The organism is Pseudomonas sp. P4_D7, assembly GCF_056401755.1.
This window is the reverse complement of the sequence record NZ_JBFUIR010000018.1, coordinates 47,335-65,793: the sequence shown is the minus strand read 5'-3', so window position 1 is coordinate 65,793 and position 18,459 is coordinate 47,335. Positions and strand designations below refer to the sequence as shown.

Annotated in this window: 13 protein-coding genes and 1 riboswitch; of the genes, 8 read left to right on the top strand and 5 right to left on the bottom strand. The window is 59.1% G+C overall.

Translation table 11 applies throughout. The features are described 5' to 3' along the window. The first annotated feature begins 95 nt into the window (after positions 1 to 95). Positions 96 to 914 carry a M48 family metallopeptidase gene (locus tag AC1DVF_RS14060; RefSeq protein ID WP_093441307.1) on the top strand — a complete coding sequence of 273 codons (819 nt, stop codon included), beginning with the start codon at positions 96 to 98 and terminating at the stop codon, positions 912 to 914. A 124-nt stretch (positions 915 to 1,038) separates the two neighbouring features. Here the strand turns inward: AC1DVF_RS14060 and AC1DVF_RS14055 are convergent, their stop codons facing one another. The 3 genes from AC1DVF_RS14055 to AC1DVF_RS14045 form a co-directional block, all read right to left on the bottom strand. Continuing rightward, positions 1,039 to 1,623, bottom strand: coding sequence for a TMEM165/GDT1 family protein (locus AC1DVF_RS14055; protein ID WP_077574495.1), 585 nt, complete (start codon positions 1,621 to 1,623; stop codon positions 1,039 to 1,041). A gap of 87 nt (positions 1,624 to 1,710) precedes the next feature. Then, positions 1,711 to 1,835: riboswitch (yybP-ykoY riboswitch) on the bottom strand. A gap of 39 nt (positions 1,836 to 1,874) precedes the next feature. Further along, entirely contained in the window at positions 1,875 to 2,873 is a 999-nt protein-coding gene (locus tag AC1DVF_RS14050; RefSeq protein WP_186624772.1) for a class I SAM-dependent methyltransferase, read from the bottom strand. 32 nt (positions 2,874 to 2,905) lie between these two features. Continuing rightward, the gene (locus AC1DVF_RS14045; RefSeq protein ID WP_477782634.1) at positions 2,906 to 3,856 is read right to left on the bottom strand and encodes a 2-hydroxyacid dehydrogenase; all 951 of its coding nucleotides are present in this window, start codon (positions 3,854 to 3,856) and stop codon (positions 2,906 to 2,908) included. Between the two features lie 91 nt (positions 3,857 to 3,947). Here AC1DVF_RS14045 and AC1DVF_RS14040 point away from each other — a divergent pair, with 91 nt between their 5' ends. Continuing rightward, entirely contained in the window at positions 3,948 to 4,577 is a 630-nt protein-coding gene (locus AC1DVF_RS14040) for a LysE family translocator (protein ID WP_460088973.1), read from the top strand. Positions 4,578 to 4,694: 117 nt separating this feature from the next. Here AC1DVF_RS14040 and AC1DVF_RS14035 read toward each other — a convergent pair whose 3' ends face one another. After that, positions 4,695 to 5,459 carry an AraC family transcriptional regulator gene (locus AC1DVF_RS14035; protein WP_095125778.1) on the bottom strand — a complete coding sequence of 255 codons (765 nt, stop codon included), beginning with the start codon at positions 5,457 to 5,459 and terminating at the stop codon, positions 4,695 to 4,697. An 84-nt stretch (positions 5,460 to 5,543) separates the two neighbouring features. On the opposite strand from AC1DVF_RS14035, the gene AC1DVF_RS14030 reads away from it, so the two are divergent. The 5 genes from AC1DVF_RS14030 to AC1DVF_RS14010 all read left to right on the top strand — a co-directional run bounded on the left by AC1DVF_RS14030 (position 5,544) and on the right by AC1DVF_RS14010 (position 15,085). Beyond that, on the top strand, positions 5,544 to 6,728 hold the full coding sequence (locus AC1DVF_RS14030) for an MFS transporter (RefSeq protein ID WP_220556979.1): 1,185 nt from the start codon (positions 5,544 to 5,546) through the stop codon (positions 6,726 to 6,728). A gap of 146 nt (positions 6,729 to 6,874) precedes the next feature. After that, a complete protein-coding gene (locus tag AC1DVF_RS14025; RefSeq protein WP_477782633.1) occupies positions 6,875 to 8,557 on the top strand; it encodes a fatty acid--CoA ligase in 1,683 nt (560 codons plus the stop codon). 337 nt (positions 8,558 to 8,894) lie between these two features. Then, positions 8,895 to 10,784, top strand: a complete 1,890-nt coding sequence (locus AC1DVF_RS14020; protein ID WP_016985157.1) for a DUF1302 domain-containing protein — start codon at positions 8,895 to 8,897, stop codon at positions 10,782 to 10,784. Positions 10,785 to 10,811: 27 nt separating this feature from the next. Next, a complete protein-coding gene (locus AC1DVF_RS14015; protein ID WP_093441275.1) occupies positions 10,812 to 12,176 on the top strand; it encodes a DUF1329 domain-containing protein in 1,365 nt (454 codons plus the stop codon). Between the two features lie 176 nt (positions 12,177 to 12,352). Then, complete coding sequence (locus tag AC1DVF_RS14010; protein WP_477782632.1) at positions 12,353 to 15,085, top strand: winged helix-turn-helix domain-containing protein; 2,733 nt, start codon at positions 12,353 to 12,355, stop codon at positions 15,083 to 15,085. A 95-nt stretch (positions 15,086 to 15,180) separates the two neighbouring features. Here AC1DVF_RS14010 and AC1DVF_RS14005 read toward each other — a convergent pair whose 3' ends face one another. After that, positions 15,181 to 17,502 (bottom strand): M10 family metallopeptidase C-terminal domain-containing protein, encoded by a 2,322-nt coding sequence (locus AC1DVF_RS14005; RefSeq protein WP_477782631.1) that lies wholly within the window; start codon positions 17,500 to 17,502, stop codon positions 15,181 to 15,183. A gap of 212 nt (positions 17,503 to 17,714) precedes the next feature. On the opposite strand from AC1DVF_RS14005, the gene AC1DVF_RS14000 reads away from it, so the two are divergent. Further along, positions 17,715 to 18,356: an MBL fold metallo-hydrolase gene (locus AC1DVF_RS14000; RefSeq protein ID WP_477782630.1), complete on the top strand. Its 642-nt coding sequence runs from the start codon at positions 17,715 to 17,717 to the stop codon at positions 18,354 to 18,356. The last annotated feature ends 103 nt before the right edge of the window (positions 18,357 to 18,459 follow it).

Genomic DNA, 18,459 nt, shown 5'->3' with positions numbered 1-18,459 from the left:
GGAAACGTCTGAAAGTCGCTGCAACACGTCCGTTGTATCTGGCGTCGATACAATTACCCGCCTAGGATACGCGCAGGTTTTCAGGGAGCTTTTGAATGAACAAGACATTGGTTGTAAGTGCACTGAGCGCAGCGCTGTTGCTGGCCGGTTGTCAGTCGGTCAACACCACCAGCGGCGGTGCCGTGGGTGTGGAGCGCAAGCAGTACATGTTCAGCATGCTGTCCTCGCAAGAGGTCGACCAGATGTATGCGCAGTCGTATCAGAAGACCGTCGGCGAGGCGTCCAGCAAAGGTGTGCTGGACAAGACCAGTCCCGAGGCCAAGCGGGTTCAGGCGATTGCCAACCGTCTGATCGCCCAGGCGCCGAACTTCCGTCCGGATGCGGCGCAATGGCAGTGGGAAGTCAATCTGATCAAGAGCGATGAGCTCAACGCCAACTGCGGGCCTGGCGGCAAGATCATTTTCTACACCGGGCTGATCGACAGCCTGAAACTCACCGACGATGAAATCGCCGCGGTCATGGGCCATGAAATTGCCCACGCCTTGCGCGAGCACGGTCGTGAAGCGATGTCCAAGGCGTACGGGATTGAAATGGCCAAACAGGGCGCGGGTGCGTTGCTCGGCCTGGGGCAGGACAGTCTGGCGCTGGCTGATACCGTGGCCAACTACGGCATGACCCTGCCGAACAGCCGTGCCAACGAAAACGAAGCCGACCTGATTGGTCTGGAGCTGGCCGCACGCGCCGGGTACAACCCGAACGCCGCGATCACTTTGTGGAACAAGATGAGTAAGGCATCGGAAGGTTCGCCGCCGGAGTTCATGAGCACTCACCCGGCTTCGACCAGCCGGATTGCCTCGTTGCAGGCGGCAATTCCGAAGGTGATGCCGTTGTACGAAAAAGCTCCTAAATCCTGAGTCAGTGATCGTTCCCACGCTCTGCGTGGGAATGCCTCAAGGGACGCTCCGCGTTCCAAGCGGGACGCAGAGCGTCCCCGGCTGCATTCCCACGCAGAGCGTGGGAACGATCCTTCACTGAGGATTAAACCCAGCCACTGCTCTGCATCGCCTTGTACACCGCAACAATCGCCAGAATCATGAATGCCGAAGCCGCAAGGCGACGGATCAAGGTCAATGGCAGTTTGTCTGCGGCGAAATTACCTGCCAGCACCACCGGCACGTTGGCAATCAACATGCCCGCCGTCGTACCGATAATCACCAGCCACAGTTCCGGATATTGCGCGGCGAGCATCACCGTCGCGACCTGAGTCTTGTCACCCATTTCTGCGAGGAAAAACGCAATCAGCGTGGTCAAGAACGGCCCGAACTTGCGTGCGGTGCTGGTTTCATCGTCATCCATTTTGTCCGGAACCAGTGTCCACAGCGCCGTGGCCGTAAAGCTTGCGGCGAGAATCCAGTGCAGCGTGGCATTCGAGAAGAAGCTGCCAAACCAGGCGCCGACCGCACCGGCTGCTGCGTGGTTGGCCAGGGTCGCGGCGACAATACCGGCAATGATCGGCCAGGGTTTGCGGAAGCGAGCGGCGAGAATCAGCGCGAGCAGTTGCGTCTTGTCGCCGATTTCGGCCAAGGCAACGATTGCGGTGGGAACGAGTAACGAGTCCAGCATCAGGATTTCCTAAGGGGCGGGTCGACACGGCTATGACACGTACAGCCTTCCCGCCCCGGGTAAGGTGTGCGTGTCATAGGTCTTGTCAAACCCTGCGATCCGTCTGCTGCGGACGCTTGGGTCGCATACGCCATGATCTGAGGATCAAGTATGTTGACGTATGCCGGACGAGCTTGGCGCTCGTGGGAGACTACTCCCCTAGGACGGAGCGGATTCTGCCTTCGCAAATCCGATTGAGCAAGAACAAATTTTCAGCCGCGCTTGGCCCGGTAGATGCGGAAACCATTGCCTTCGGCCTTGATTGCACAGACGCCCAGATGCTCTTCGATCAGCGGTTGATACTTGAGGAAGCTGTTCGCCACCAAGCGCAGTTCGCCGCCATTTTTCAGATGTTTGGCCGCTTTTCGCAGTAAGTTCTCGGTTGCGAAATAATCGGTGTGCACGCCGACATGGAACGGTGGATTGCTCAGAATCGCACTCAAACCCATCGGCGCGGCATCGATACCGTCGCCAGTCAGCACTTCAGCTTCCAGACCGTTGGCCGCCAATGTCAGGCGGCTGCTGGCGGCGGCGAAGGCATCGACATCGAGCAGGGTCACCTGATTGTGCGGGTAGCGACGCTTGACCGCAGCGCCCAGAACCCCGGCACCGCAGCCGAAGTCGAGCAGATGGCCGCTCGGCAGTTTGTCCAGATGCTCCAGCAGCAGGGCACTGCCGCGATCCAGGCGACCGTGGCTGAACACGCCCGGCAGGCTGATAACTTTCAGCGGACCCTCGGCCAAAGGCAATTCATAGGTCTGCGCCAGGCTTTCCAGAGACTTGGCTTCAGGCGCGTTGGCCACGGTGACTTGCCAGAGCTGGCAGTGCCGCGCGCTGTCGAGTTTGCGCGGCTTGCCGAACGGGTTGAGCTGCTTGGATGCGCCTTCGATGCCGCTGCGCTTTTCCCCGACCAGAAATACTTCACGCCCGGCCAGACGCGAGGCCACGGCATTGAGGATGTAATCGGTCAGGTCTTTGGACTTGGGCAGGAACACCACGGCGCTGTCGAACTCGAGCTCTGGAATGTTCACGCCGAAATGGCTGCGCCCTTCGAAACGGGCATCCAGTGCGGCCTGGTCGCCGGCATGCCAGCACCAGCCGAATGCGTTGGGCAGGCGTCCGAGCAAATCATCGGCGGGCAAACCGGCCAACAACAACGAACCTTGAAACAACTCGGGCTGACGAAGCAGTACTTCACTGCGCGGATCCATAACTGCTCCTCAAAAAAAAGTGCCGCAGTTTATCAACTGACGACCCGCAGCGCCTTACCGCTGAAGAACGCCTGAGCGTTTTCGGTCAATTGGCCGACGATGCGCTGGCGTGCCTCGCGGCTGCCCCAGGCGTTGTGTGGCGTAACGATCAGGCGTGGGATGTCCGCCGCGAGCAACGGATTGCCTTGGGTCGGCGGCTCGATGCTCAACACATCGGTAGCCGCGCCGCCGAGGTGGCCATTGCGCAAGGCATCGGCCAGCGCCTGTTCATCGATCAGACCGCCACGCGCGGTGTTGACCACGAACGCGCCTGGCTTCATCGAAGCCAGTTCGCGGGCGCCGATGAAGTGGCGGGTGTGCTCGTTGAGCGGGCAGTGCAGGGTGAGGGCGTCGATTTGCGGCAGCAATTCATCCATCGGCAAACGATCCGGGCGAGCTGGGCGCCCGGGAATCTGCCCGAGCAACACGCGCATGCCGAACGCTTCGGCCAATCGCGCCACGGCGCCGCCAAGTTCGCCATGGCCGAGCAGGCCGAGGGTTTTGCCTTCCAGCTCGACAATCGGGTAGTCGAGCAGACAGAACTGTTTGGCCTGCTGCCAGCGGCCTTCGCCAACTGCTTTCTGATAATCGGCCAGACGCGTGGCGAGGTTGAGCAGCAGCATGATCGACGGCGTGCCGTAACCCTGACAGTTGCACACGGTGATGCCGTGAGCGCGGGCGGCCGCAAGGTCGACGTTGTTGGTGCCGGTGGCGGTGATCAGGATCAGCCTCAGGTCGGGGTTGGCGGCCATGGCGGCGGCGTCGATCAGGATCTTGTTAGTGATCGCTACGGTGGCGCCTTGCAGGCGTTCGGCGACTTGCCCGGGCAACGTTTGGGCGAACAGCTGCAGATCGCTGAAACACTCGCGCAACGGACTAAGGTCGAGGTCGCCGAGATCCAGCGAAGGGTGATCAAGGAATACCGCGCGGTGCGTGTTCGTCATCAACTGTACCTTTCGTGCTGTGAGCGTAGGGCGTAATCTGCCGAGCCTACCAGATGAAACAAATTGATACGCTTGGCCGAAAGGAGCCCCCATGTACTGGACCGAGTTCTTGACCGTTGCACTGATCCATTTGCTGGCTGTCGCCAGCCCCGGCCCGGACTTTGCGGTGGTGGTGCGCGAGAGCGTGACCCACGGTCGTCGCGCCGGTACCTGGACCGCATTGGGCGTGGGCACGGCGATTTTCCTGCACGTTGGTTATTCGCTGCTCGGTATCGGCCTGATCGTGTCGCAATCGATCGTGTTGTTCAACGCGTTGAAATGGGCGGCGGCGGCTTACTTGCTGTACATCGGCTTCAAGGCATTGCGCGCGCAACCCGCGAAAGCCGTGGCCGATGACTTGCACGAAGAGGCCGGCGTACGCACGGCTCGCGGCGCGTTCACGTCGGGCTTCGTGACCAATGGTCTGAATCCGAAAGCCACGCTGTTCTTCCTGTCGCTGTTCACTGTGGTGATCAACCCGCACACGCCACTGGCGGTGCAGGCCGGTTACGGGATTTACCTGGCGGTCGCGACTGCGTTTTGGTTCTGTCTGGTGGCGATGTTGTTCAGTCAGCAGCGGGTGCGTGCCGGTTTCGCCCGCATGGGCCACTGGTTCGACCGCACCATGGGCGCGGTGCTGATCGCTCTCGGCGTGAAAATCGCGTTCACCGAGATGCACTGATCTCAGAACCGCGACTTGAACCTGTGGGAGCGAGCCTGCTCGCGAAGGCGTTGGATCAGTCGACATTATTGGTGGCTGAAAGAGCGCTTTCGCGAGCAGGCTCGCTCCCACAGGGCCTTACACCAGTTCGCTGAGTTTGCTCAGGGTGTTCAGGTAGTCGCGGGGATTCTCTCCCAGCAAACGGCGAAACATCGCGCTGAACGCCCGCGCGCTGCCGTAACCCAAGTCCTGCGCCACACGCTGCACGCTGTCCCCGGCGAGCAGGCGCGGCAGGGCTTCCATCAGGCGCAGTTGCTGGCGCCAGGCGTTGAAACTCATCTGCACTTGTTGCTGAAACAGCCGCGCCAGCGTGCGTGAGCTGGCGCCGACCTGCTGCGCCCAGTCTTCCAGCGTATTGGTGTGATCGGGGGTGTGCAGCAGTGCCAGGCAGATATTTTGCAGACGCCGGTCGGTTGGCATCGGAATGTGCAGCGGCAGGTTTTCCAGACCGGCGAGTTCTTCCAGCATCAACTGCTGAATCAGCGGATTGTCGGCATGTGGCGGCCCTTGCACGGCACGCAGGATCAGCTCGCGCAGCAGCGGCGTCACCGCCAATACGCAGCACTGTTGCAGGCTGGCGGGTGACAGTTCTGGCGCGATGAACAGCGAGCGCATCTGCACGTCACCGCTCATGAAAATCTCGTGCGCCACTTCTGGCGGAATCCACACCGCGCGACTAGGCGGAATCACCCATGCACCCGAGTCCGTGACCACGCGCATGATCCCGCTGACCGCATACAACAACTGCGCCTCGCGATGCAGGTGCAGCGGCTGGTGCGCGCCATCCAGATAATCCCGGGGGTAGGCGCTCACCGGGCCGTGTTCGAAATGGCTGATCAACATGTCTGATTCGATGACTTGTCTGGCAGAAATGCGCTTTGTGGCCAACTTAGCATAGCGCCACACAACAACGTAAAGCGTGCCGCCATGAATCAATCCAGAAACGTCATTCGCTATATCAACGCCGCCCATGTGATCGATCACATGTTCATGCTGATATTTCCCGCCGCCGTGCTCGGTATGACGCAGGCCTTCGGTCTCGACTACGCCACGCTGATCGGCCTGTCACTGGGCGGCTTCATTGCCTTCGGCGCGTGTTCGCTACCCGCTGGTTGGCTGGGCGATCACTGGAGTCGGCGGCAGATGATGCTGGTGTTTTTCTTCGGCATCGGCGCTTCAGCGATTTTCACTGGCCTGAGCAGCAGCCCGGCCATGCTGGTGATCGGTCTGACCCTGATCGGTATTTTTGCGGCGATTTATCACCCGGTCGGCACGGCGATGTTGGTCGCTTATGCTCAAAATCGCGGCCGGGAAATCGGCATCAACGGTATGTGGGGCAATCTGGGTGTGGCGTTTTCGGCGCTGATCACGGGCTTGCTGGTGGCGCAATTCGGCTGGCGCTCGGCGTTTCTGATACCGGGCGCAGTGGCGATTGTGCTGGGGGTTGGCTTCGCCTTGCACGTGCGTGAAGAGCCGATTCCGAAGCGTGCGCACACGCCACTCAAGGGGGCCGCTGGCCAGCGTATTTCCATGCTCATGGTGTTCGGCGTGCTGGCGCTGGCGACGGCCACTGGCGGCGTGGTGTTCAACGCCACCACCATGACCTATCCGAAGCTGTTTCAGGAGCGTTTGCATGAGCTGTTTGCCTCGCCGCAAACCCTTGGAGTGGTGGTCAGTCTGGCCTATGCCTTTGGTGCGGTTGCGCAGTTGAGCATTGGTCGGGTGTTGCATCGACTCAGCCTGAAATGGCCGTTCATTGTCCTGACGCTGTGCCAGGCACCGCTGCTGTTTGCGCTGGCCTATGCCGACGGCTGGGCGGTGATCGCCCTCGGCGCAGCGTTCATGTTCGTGGTCTTCGGTCAGGTCACCGTCAACGATGCGATGGTCGCCAACTTCGTCGCCCCGCAATGGCAATCACGGGTGTTCGCCCTGCGTTACTGTTTATCGTTCGGTGCCAGTGCGACGGCGATTCCGCTGATTTCCTATGTCGAACCGCGCCATGGTTTTGTAGGCCTGTACTTGATTCTTGCGGGTTTCGGCGCTTTGACCTTCCTTGCAGCAGTCGTATTCCCACGGACGCCTTCCGAGGAGGCTGTAGGGCAAACAGCCTGATAAATAGCGAAAACCGGCAAATGCTGGCGCAAAGCTAGCATTTGTACGGCTTTGCAAATCATTCCTTTGGCTGATTTGGCTGGCGTATAAGGGTTCTAGAGTACCAATCTCTACGCCAACACCGTGCAGTCAGAAAAGGGATTCTTATGTTGCAGACTCGCGTCATTACCCCGGCCGATGGGGCCTACCAGTATCCATTGCTGATCAAACGGCTGCTGATGTCCGGCGCCCGTTACGAGAAAACCCGCGAGATCATCTACCGTGACCAGTTGCGCTATAGCTACCCGACCTTGATCGAGCGCGTGGCGCGGTTGGCCAATGTGCTGACGGCCGCCGGTGTGAAAGCCGGTGACACCGTGGCGGTGATGGACTGGGACAGCCATCGTTACCTGGAATGCATGTTTGCGATTCCGATGATTGGCGCGGTGATTCATACCATCAACGTGCGCCTGTCGCCGGAACAGATCCTCTACACCATGAACCACGCCGAGGACCGCTTTGTGCTGGTCAACAGCGAGTTCGTCGGTCTTTACCAGGCAATCGCACCACACCTGAGCACGGTCGAGAAAACCCTGCTGCTGACTGATTTGCCGGAAAAAACCGCCGACCTGCCGAATCTGGTCGGCGAGTACGAACAACTGCTGGCCGCCGCTAGCCCGCAGTACGACTTTCAGGACTTCGACGAAAACTCGGTCGCCACCACGTTCTACACCACCGGCACCACGGGCAATCCGAAAGGCGTGTATTTCACCCATCGGCAACTGGTGCTGCACACCATGGGCGTGTCGACGATCATGGGTTCGATCGACAGCGTGCGCCTGCTCGGCACCAACGACGTGTACATGCCGATCACACCGATGTTCCATGTACACGCCTGGGGCCTGCCGTACGTGGCGACCATGCTTGGCCTCAAACAGGTTTATCCGGGGCGCTACGATCCGGAGTTTCTGGTGGAGTTGTGGCGCAAGGAGAAGGTTACCTTCTCCCACTGCGTGCCGACCATCCTGCAAATGCTGCTCAACGCCAAAGGCGCGCAAGGCACCGATTTCGGCGGCTGGAAAATTGTCATCGGCGGCAGCGCGCTCAATCGCACCTTGTATGAAACCGCCAAGGCGCGGGGCATTCAGCTCACCGCTGCGTACGGCATGTCGGAAACCGGGCCGCTTGTATCCTGTGCGCACCTCAATGATGAGTTGATGGCCGGCACTGAAGACGAACGCACCACCTACCGGATCAAGGCCGGTGTGCCGGGGCCGCTGGTGGAAGCGGCGATTGTCGATGCCGAGGGTCACTTTCTCCCGGCCGACGGCGAGACCCAGGGCGAACTGGTGCTGCGTGCGCCATGGCTCACCGAAGGCTATTTCAACGAACCGCAGAAGGGCGCCGAGCTCTGGGCTGGCGGCTGGTTGCATACCGGCGACGTTGCCACACTCGACAGCATGGGCGTGATCGACATCCGCGACCGCATCAAAGACGTGATCAAGACCGGCGGCGAGTGGATCTCTTCGCTGGATCTCGAAGACCTGATCAGCCGTCACGTCGCGGTACGCGAAGTAGCAGTGGTGGGCATCGCCGATCCGCAGTGGGGCGAGCGTCCATTTGCCTTGCTGGTAATCCGCGAAGGGCATGTGATTGGGGCACGCGAACTCAAGGAACACCTCAAGCCGTTCGTGGAATTGGGACACCTGAGCAAGTGGGCGATTCCGAGTCAGATCGCCCTTGTTACCGAAATTCCCAAGACCAGTGTTGGCAAGCTCGACAAGAAGCGCATCCGCCTCGACATCACCGAATGGCAGGCCAACAACAGCACCTTCCTCTCGACACTTTGAGTGTCTGCTGGCGCGCCGAAACCGGCGCGCCAGACCCACCAAGCAAGCGCTTGGCTTGTGAAATCGAAAAAATCAGCCATCCTTGCCGTGCCGACATGCGTCGGACTGGCGAAAGGACTGTTCCAGAGTGGCCGGCAGCTGCAAATCACACTTTAGAGGGATCAAGCAGTACCACCTGCTGGCTATAGTCCGCTCAAGGATTTTTAAGAACGGGGCACACGCACAAAACGGGGCGATGCATCTTTGGAGTGATTTCGGGTTGTCTCTGGCACCCGGTCCTTCAGGCGTTTTTAAAAGTACTCACTGCCATAACAATAATGCACATGGAGTAGCGTCGATGACCTCAGTAAACCAGTTCTGGCGCCGGGCGAAACTGCCTCTGGCGGTCAGTCTTGCCTCTTCGCTCGCCGGGCCCGCATTCGGCGTCAGTTTCAACGTCGGTGAAATCGAGGGCCAGTTCGACTCTTCCCTGTCGATCGGTGCCAGTTGGTCGACCCAGAGCCCGAACAAGAACCTCATCGGCGTCAACAACGGCGGCCATGGTCTGTCGCAGACTTCTGACGATGGCCACGCCAACTTCAAGAGCGGCGAAACCTTTTCGAAGATCTTCAAGGGCATCCATGACCTTGAACTGAAATACGGCGACACCGGCGTGTTTGTCCGTGGCAAATACTGGTACGACTTCGAACTCAAGGACGAAAGCCGCGAGTTCAAGGACATCAGCGATTCGGGCCGTAAAGAGGGCGCCAAGTCGTCCGGCGGGCAGATCCTCGACGCCTTCGTCTACCACAACTACGCGATCGCCGATCAGCCAGGTTCCGTGCGTCTGGGCAAGCAGGTGGTGAGCTGGGGTGAAAGTACCTTCATCGGTGGCGGCATCAACTCGATCAACCCGATCGACGTTTCCGCGTTCCGTCGTCCGGGCGCCGAGATCAAGGAAGGCCTGATCCCGGTCAACATGTTCTACGTGTCCCAGAGCCTGACCGAAAACCTTTCGGCCGAAGCGTTCTATCAGCTGGAATGGGACCAGACCGTCGTCGATAACTGCGGCACGTTCTTCTCGCAGCCAGACATCGTTGCCGACGGTTGCAACGACAACCTGCGCGTGCTGAACAAGCGTTCGCAAATCCCGGCCATCGCCCTGGGGCCGTTGGCGGCCAACGGTGTCAACGTCAACGAAGAAGGCGTTCTGGTGCGCCGTGGTCCGGACCGCGATGCCCGTGACAGCGGCCAGTGGGGTGCGTCCTTCAAGTACATGTACGAACCGCTGGACACCGAGTTCGGCGCCTACTTCATGAACTACCACAGCCGTGCGCCGATCTTCAGCGCCACCGGTGCTCCGCAATCGGTCTACAACACCGCGCGCGCGCTGCCGGGGCCGTTTGCGGCACTTGCACCGTTGCTGGTCGCGGGTAACTCGAACTACTTCATTGAATACCCTGAAGACATTCGCCTCTACGGTCTGAGCTTCTCCACCACCCTGCCTACCGGTACGGCGTGGAGCGGTGAGATCAGCTACCGGCCGAACGCGCCGGTACAACTGAACTCCACCGACATTCTGTTCGCCGGTGTGCGTCCGATTGGCGGGGCACTGACCAACGCTTCGATACTGAACGGCGTGCCGGGACAGGATCTGCACGGTTACGAGCGCAAGGAAATCACCCAGATCCAGACCACGTTCACGCACTTCTTCGATCAGGTCATGGGCGCCAGCCGTCTGACCCTCGTCGGCGAAGTCGGCGCGACCTACGTCGGCGGGCTGGAAAGCCGTTCCGACAAGCGCTATGGCCGCGATCCGGTATACGGCCCGGGTGAGTTGCCAGCCACTGGCGGTGTGAATACCTGCGCCAATATTCTCAACGCCAGCACCATCAATGGTGCCGGGCCGGGTTCACCGCAGAACAACCGCAGCCGCAATTGCGACAACGACGGCTTCACCACCTCGATGTCGTGGGGCTACCGCGGTCGCGCCATCTGGGAATACAACGACGTCTTCGCCGGTGTGAACCTCAAGCCGAACGTGGCCTGGTCCCACGACGTCAGCGGTTACTCGCCAGGCCCTGGCGGCAACTTCGAGGAAGGTCGCAAAGCGGTCAGCCTGGGCGTCGATGCCGAATACCAGAACACCTACACCGCGAGCCTGGCGTACACCAACTTCTTCGACGGCAAGTACACCACTGTGGATGACCGCGACTTTGTTGCGCTCAGCTTCGGCGTGAACTTCTAAGCACTGCATTTCAGGACGAACGAATTTATGAAAATAACAAAGAGTCTGTTCCACGCCGGTGTTCTGGGCCTGTCGCTGCTGGCGACCGGCGTCATGGCCGCCGTGCCTGCTGCCGAAGCCGACAAACTGGGCAAGAGTCTGACGCCGATGGGCGCGGAAATGGCCGGTAACGCCGACGGTTCGATCCCGGCGTGGAAGCCGCTGCCGAAGAATGCCGGCAGCGTCGACGCGCGTGGCTTCCTGTCCAACCCTTACGCCAGTGAGCAACCGCTGTTTACCATCACCGCCAAGGATGTCGACAAGTACAAGGACAAGCTGGCGCCGGGCCAATACGCGATGTTCAAGCGTTATCCGGACACCTTCAAGATGCCGGTTTACCCGTCCCATCGCGGTGCGACCGTGCCAGATGACGTGTTTGCCGCGATCAAGAAAAACGCCACCACCACCAACCTGGTGTCCGGCGGCAACGGTCTGGAAAACTTCGAAACGGCCGTGCCGTTCCCGATTCCGAAGAGCGGTGTGGAAGTCATCTGGAACCACATCACCCGCTATCGCGGTGGCAGCGTGACTCGTCTGGTGACCCAGGCCACGCCGCAACCGAACGGCTCGTACAGCCTGGTGTACTTCCAGGATCAGTTCGTGTTCCGCGACAAGATGAAGGACTACGACCCGAAAAACCCGGGCAACATCCTGTTCTACTTCAAGCAGAAAGTGACCGCGCCGGCACGTCTGGCCGGTGGTGTGCTGCTGGTGCACGAAACTCTCGATCAGGTCAAAGAACCACGTTCGGCGTGGGTCTATAACGCCGGCCAGCGTCGTGTGCGTCGTGCGCCACAAGTGTCCTATGACGGTCCGGGTACTGCGGCGGATGGCCTGCGTACCTCCGACAACCTCGACATGTTCAACGGTGCTCCGGATCGCTACGACTGGAAGCTCGAAGGCAAGAAAGAGATGTACATCGCCTCCGACAGCTACAAGCTCGACGATCCGAAACTGAAGTACGCCGACATCATCAAGGCCGGTCACATCAACCAGGATCTGGCACGTTACGAGCTGCGCCGCGTCTGGCATGTGGTTGCCACCCTGAAAGAAGGTCAGCGTCACATCTACGCCAAACGTGACTTCTACATCGACGAAGACACCTGGCAAGCCGCCGTGATCGATCACTACGACGGTCGTGGCCAACTGTGGCGCGTCGCCGAAGCGCATGCCGAGAACTACTACGACAAGCAAGTGCCGTGGTATGCCCTGGAAACCCTCTACGACCTGCAGTCCGGCCGCTATCTTGCACTGGGCATGAAGAACGAAGAGAAGAGTGCGTATGACTTCGGTTTCACCGCCACCACCAGCGACTTCACCCCGGCTGCACTGCGTCAGGATGGTGTTCGCTAAACCGCTGTAAAACCGAGGCCGCATCCTCGTGAAAACGCCCCGTCTGGTTCGGGGCGTTTTTTTGCGTGTAGCCTTTTTGTAGCCATTTGTAGCAGCAACCTTCATAACCGGTTCGTTTAAGGCTAGTCTGCGGACATCTGCAACGCCGCCAACAGCAATTCGAACAAGAGCCGGCCATGACTGATCTGTCCCCACTTCCGGGTCCCGCAAGCGTTGCCATCGCGGCACTGGACGGGCGTTTTTTCCGCCCGCCGCTGCCCGACGGCTACGTCTTGCGACCACGCCTTTGCGAGCGCCTGCAGGCCGGGCTCGGTGGGCGTCTGTTGCTGGTCAGTGCTCCCGCCGGGTTTGGCAAGAGCTCGCTGGCGGTGGAGTTCTGTCAGAGTCTGCCGGCACACTGGCAAAGCCTTTGGCTGGGCCTGAGTCCTCGCGACAGCGACCCGGGGCGCTTTCTCGAACGTCTGCTCGAAGGCTTGCAGGACTACTTTCCGCAACTGGGCAGTCGCGCACTCGGCCTGCTGAAAATGCGCCAACGCCATCAGCCCTTTGCCTTCGAAGAATGGCTCGACGGCTTGCTCGATGAACTGACCCTGCACCTCGATCCCGGCGCGCCACTGCTGTTGGTGCTCGACGATTACCATCTTGCGCAAGGCCCGGTGCTCGATCGCTGCCTGCAGTTTTTCCTCAACCATTTGCCCGATGGCTTGCTGGTCATGGTCACCAGTCGCCAGCGCCCGGACTGGCATCTGGCGCGCCTGCGTCTGTCGCGGCAGTTGCTCGAATTGCACGAGCAGGATCTGCGCCTGACCCACGACGAAGCCCTGACCCTGCTTGATCGCCACAGCAGTTCGCTGCGCGGTGAAGCGCTGGAAAACCTGATCCAGCGCAGCGAAGGCTGGGTCGCCGGTTTGCGGTTCTGGCTGCTCGCGGTGTCTGAGGCCGGCAGCGATGCGGCGCTACCGCAAGCGTTGAACGGTGGGGAAGGGCTGATCCGCGACTATCTGCTGGAAGAGGTCATCGATTGCCTGCCGGCCGAGGTGCAAGCCTTTCTGTACGACACCGCCCCCCAGGAACGCTTTTGCAGCGAGTTGTGCGACGCCGTTCGCGAAGCCCACGACAGCGCCGAGATCCTGCGTTTCCTGTTGGCCCATCAGGTCTTTCTGGTGCCGCTGGACGAGCACGGTCACTGGTATCGTTATCACCATTTATTTTCGGATTTGTTGCGCAGTCGGCCGATTGCTCAGGCGATGGTGCCGACTGCAACGCTGCACCTGCGTGCCTGTCGCTGGTTCAACGCACAAGGGCTGCTGGATGAAGCCGTGGAGCAGGCGTTGCGTGCCGGTCACCTGGATGTCGCGGCAAATCTGGTACAGAACCTCTCGGAGGAGCAACTGCTGGCCGAGCAAAACGTCGGCATGTTGCTGCGCTGGAAAATGGACCTGCCAGACAGCCTGTTGATCAGCACGCCGCGCTTGATCGTGCTGTACAGCTGGGCGCTGGGGCTGGCCTGTCAGCTGGATGCCGCCGAGGAGTTGTCCAGTCACCTGAGCCGCTTCCTGCCGGCGCCTTCCGCTACTGCGCAAAAGTCGATGCTGGCGCAATGGCTGGCGTTGAGCGGGATCATCGCTCGAGGGCGTGGGCATCGTGAGCTGACGATCAGATATTGCACCGAGGCCCTGGAAAGCCTGCCGGCCAAACGTTATGGCCAACGGCTGATGTGTCTATCGACCTTGTCCAATCTGGCCATTGCCGATGGCGATCTGTGGCGCGCACGCGGTCTTAACCGCGAATCCCTGGAGCTGGCGCAGCGAGTCGGCAATCCGTTGTTCGAAGCTTTGGCCCATTACGACCGTGCACGGGTGTTGCAATCGCGTGGCGAAATCCTGCGCGCACTCGATGAAGTCCATCAGGGCCTGGGGCGACTGCGTGGTTTGTCGCCACAACGTCTGTACGCGGTGCGCGCTCGGCTGACGTTGTATGAGGGTTTTCTGTTGGCCATGCGCTTGCAGCCTCAGGCGGCACGCGTGCGGTTGTTGGCCGGGATCAGCGAGGCACGAGCCTGTCGCGATATCAGCGTATTGATCGGCCATTGTGTCATCGCTCGTCTGGACGGCAGCAGTGGCGAATTCGCCAAGGCTTTTGCCGAACTCGCCGAAGCCGAACGCCTGATGCACATCTGGGACGTGCCGCCGATCTATTATCTGGCGATGATCACTCTGGTCAAATGTGAACTGTGGCTGGCGCAGGGTCGCATCGATCTGGCCGAGGCATGGCTGGCGCGGTTGGGCCAGACCTACACCGGCGAACGCGCCGCTGCGCCGCCGGAGTTCCATCCACAACTGCCGCTGCATGTGGAACTGCAACAGGCTTTGCTCGACCTGAATCAGGGCCAACCGATGCTCGCCGAAGGGCGTTTGAACGTCTTGCATGAAAACGGCCAGCAAACCGGCCGGCAGTTGCTTAGTGTGATGGCGTTGACGCAGAAGGTGGCGCTGTTGCTGGCAGGCGGTCGAGAGACAGAAGCCCGCAAGGCATTGGGTCAGGCTCTGGAAGCGGCGGCGGGGGGGGTATTGCAACCGTTCGATAGCTTGGTGAACGGACACGCGGACTGGTTGCGTGGGCATTTGCAAGCCTCTGCGACATTGTCAGGGCAACAATTGCTGGCGCATTTTCCGCCTGTAGCGGCGCGTCCAGTCGTCGATCATGGGGGCACTGAGCAGCTCAGCAGCAGGGAGTTGTCGGTGTTACGCCTGATCGCTCAAGGCTGTTCGAATCAGCAAATCAGCGAACAATTGTTCATCTCGTTGCATACAGTGAAAACCCATGCCAGCCATATCAACAGCAAGCTGGGGGTGGAGCGGCGTACGCAGGCAGTGGCGCGGGCGAAGGAATTGGGGGTCTTGACCTAGTCCTCGGCAATATTGACACCAACAGAAACGCCCCGAATCCTCGGGGCGTTTCTGTTGGTTGTCCGACCTGCGGGCAGGTTGGAGCTGAGGTTACATCAGGCCACCAGATCGTTGGCGCTGAAGCTGTTCACACCCACCAGCTGGATTTCGAAGTCCGCACCGGCGTTGCCGCTCACGTTGCCCGAGAGCACGTGATCGACGAAACGCAGTTGGCCTGCGCCGGTGAAGTCAGCGGCACCGATGAAGCTGAATCCATTGAAGCCGGCCGTCAGCAGGTTGGCATCAAACTTCGTCAGGTCGATCTTGTCGCCCTGCGCGGTGTTGAAGTCTGTAATGACGTCGCGCTGATCGCCGATTCCAGATTCGCTCCAGAGATTGAATATGAACAGATCTGCGCCACTGCCGCCGGTGAGTGAGTCGGTGCCAGCTCCTCCAATTAGCGTGTCATCGCCCACACCTGCGTTCAGTACGTTGTTGCCATCGTTGCCGATAATCAGATTTGCCAGGCTGTTGCCGGTGCCACTCAGATTGGAGGTGCCAAGCAAGCTCAGATTCTCGACGTTGTCACCCAGCGTGTAATTGATTGAGCTCCTGACTTCGTCAATCTCGGTCAGCGAGGTGCCGGTCTCGATAACAACGTCTCCGATGTTATCGACGTAGTAGGTGTCGTTGCCGCCCATGCCCAGCATGGTGTCGGCCCCGGCCATGCCATTGAGCGTGTTGTTGCCGTCGTTACCGCTCAACCGGTTATCCAGTGAATTGCCTGTACCGTTGAGATTGGCAGTGCCTTGCAGCCAGACGTTTTCGACGTTGTCACCCAGGGTGTAGTCGATGTAACTCAATACACGATCGATCTCGGTCAGCGAGGTGCCGGTTTCAGTGACCACGTCACCGACGTTGTCGACGTAATAGGTGTCGTTTCCGGCACCACCGATCATGGTGTCTGCGCCCGCCAGACCGTTGAGGGTGTTGGCGCCTTCGTTACCGGTGAGCAGGTTATTCAATGCGTTACCGGTGGCCAGGCTGGCGTTGCCCAGCAGGGTCAGGTTTTCGACATTGTCACCCAAGGTGTAATTGATCGTGCTCTTGACCTCGTCGATTTCGCTCGTCGAGATACCGGTTTCGATGACCACATCACCTACGTTGTCGACGTAGTAGGTGTCGTTGCCGGCCATGCCCAGCATGGTATCGGCACCCGCCATGCCATTGAGCACGTTGTTGCCATCATTGCCGGTCAGCCGGTTGTTCAGCGAGTTACCTGTCCCGTTGAGGTTGGCAGTACCTTGCAGCCACACGTTCTCGACGTTGTCGCCCAAGGTGTAGTCGACATAACTTAGTACCCGGTCAATCTCGGTCAGCGAGGTACCGGTCTCGATAACAACGTCTCCGATGTTGTCGACGTAGTAGGTGTCATTGCCAGCTCCGCCGATCATGGTATCAGCGCCTGCATAGCCGTTCAGGGTGTTATTCAGCGCATTACCGACCAGCGTGTCAGCGAAAAAAGAGCCTACGGCATTTTCGATTTTCGCGCCAAACGCGATTGCCAGACCGTCATTGACCAGTGCGAGGGTGGTTCCATTGACAAATGACTTGCCGATCTGACTGAACTGACCTTCATTGAGATTCAGGCTGACGGACGCCAGTTGATTGCTCGCATCGATCGTATCGTTTCCACCTGCGTCCCAGATTGTTTCGAATACGGACTGATCAGCACCCCACTTGTAGATATTGTCACCGGTTTGCCAAAGCATGTTGGTACCATAGAGCTTCTGAATGACTGCGATGTCCAGCAGCATCGGCGTGGTTGGCTGATACGAATACGCATTGTTGTAACTCATGAGTGTGTAATGTGAGTCGTCCATTGCGGTTGGCATTACGTTGCTGTTGGTGGGGCTCGCTTCAAAAGAATGCTTGAGGCCCAAGGCATGACCAATTTCATGAATGAAAGTCATGTAGTCGTATGTACCTTGAACGGGATTCGGGTTATCTGTCGAAGGGCCAATCCAGACATCACCACCCAATGGAGAGCGGTCTGGGAAATAGGCCCAGGCAGCAGCTTTTGGATCCAGGTCAGCATAACCGCCAAAGCGTATGTCCCCGGCAGAACTAACGTTATCGTTGACCAATGTGAATTTGATATTGGCCACCGCGCTCCAGGCGTTCAAAGCGTTGGTCGCCGCAGTCTGCTGGGCTGTGGTCAGAGCGTAACTGTTGAGGAATTCGTCTTTGTCGCTGTAGTCTTTGGCGAAGTATGATTGGCCAGGCGTAACGAAGCTGTACGTTAGTCGCGTTGAAAAAAAATCTACACCGCCAAAATCAGGGCTCAGCCATTGAGTACCGTAGATCAAGCTATCGGCTTGCTGATTGCCGGTTAAAAAGGAAGATTTAGTAAGTGCATAACCAAGCGGGGATGACATTTGGAGATCCTGACCAAGAATTACGAGCGTCCTGTTGTGGTCGCTGACAGGCGATAATATTGTCTGACTTTTAGCGTCAAATGATATCGCTTTGCCATTATTTTTTTTCTGATGACGTCAGAAAAATGACACTGCTCTGGATGTGCATTTAGATTTTTAGCGAAAGTTTGGTTGAAGTTCTTTCAGCCATGTCTTTGCAGGAACATTCGATAGTGCTCCCAGCCCACAAGCTCATCCGCGAAACTTTCCCCGTCGGTCCCTTGCAGTGCAACTGCACCATCATCGGCGATCCGCTTACCAAAAAAGCCATCGTCGTCGACCCGGGCGGCAATCCTGATCTCATCATGGCGCGCGTCGATGCTTTGGGTTTGAACGTCGTCAGCATCATTCACACCCACGCGCATCTCGATCACTTCCTCGCTTCCGGGCAGATGAAGGAAAAAACCGGCGCGACCCTGCATTTGCACAAGGAAGACCAGTTCCTTTGGGACAACCTCGAAATGCAGTGCCAGATGTTCGGTGTGCCGTACACACCGGTGCCATCGCCAGATCGCTGGTTGAGTGACGATGAGGAACTGGCCTGCGGTTGCGGTGTTGCCCTGCACACGCCGGGACATACACCCGGTTCCATGAGCTTTTGGTTTTCCGAGGCTAAGCTGTTGATAGCCGGCGACACGTTGTTTCGTCGCGGCGTAGGGCGCACGGATTTATGGGGCGGCGATCAGGCGACCATCGTGCGTTCGATCAAGCAGCGGCTGTACACCTTGGACGAGGACGCGACCGTGATTACCGGACACGGGCCGGATACGCGCCTGGGTGATGAAATGCGCGAAAACCCGTTTGTACGCGCCTGAATATTTTGTCACGAGTGCCCGGCGGAATTTTTGTGCATTGTCATGATCCAACGCCCGCACAAGTCCATTAACCCAGTGGCCGCTGCACCACAGAATGCGAAAA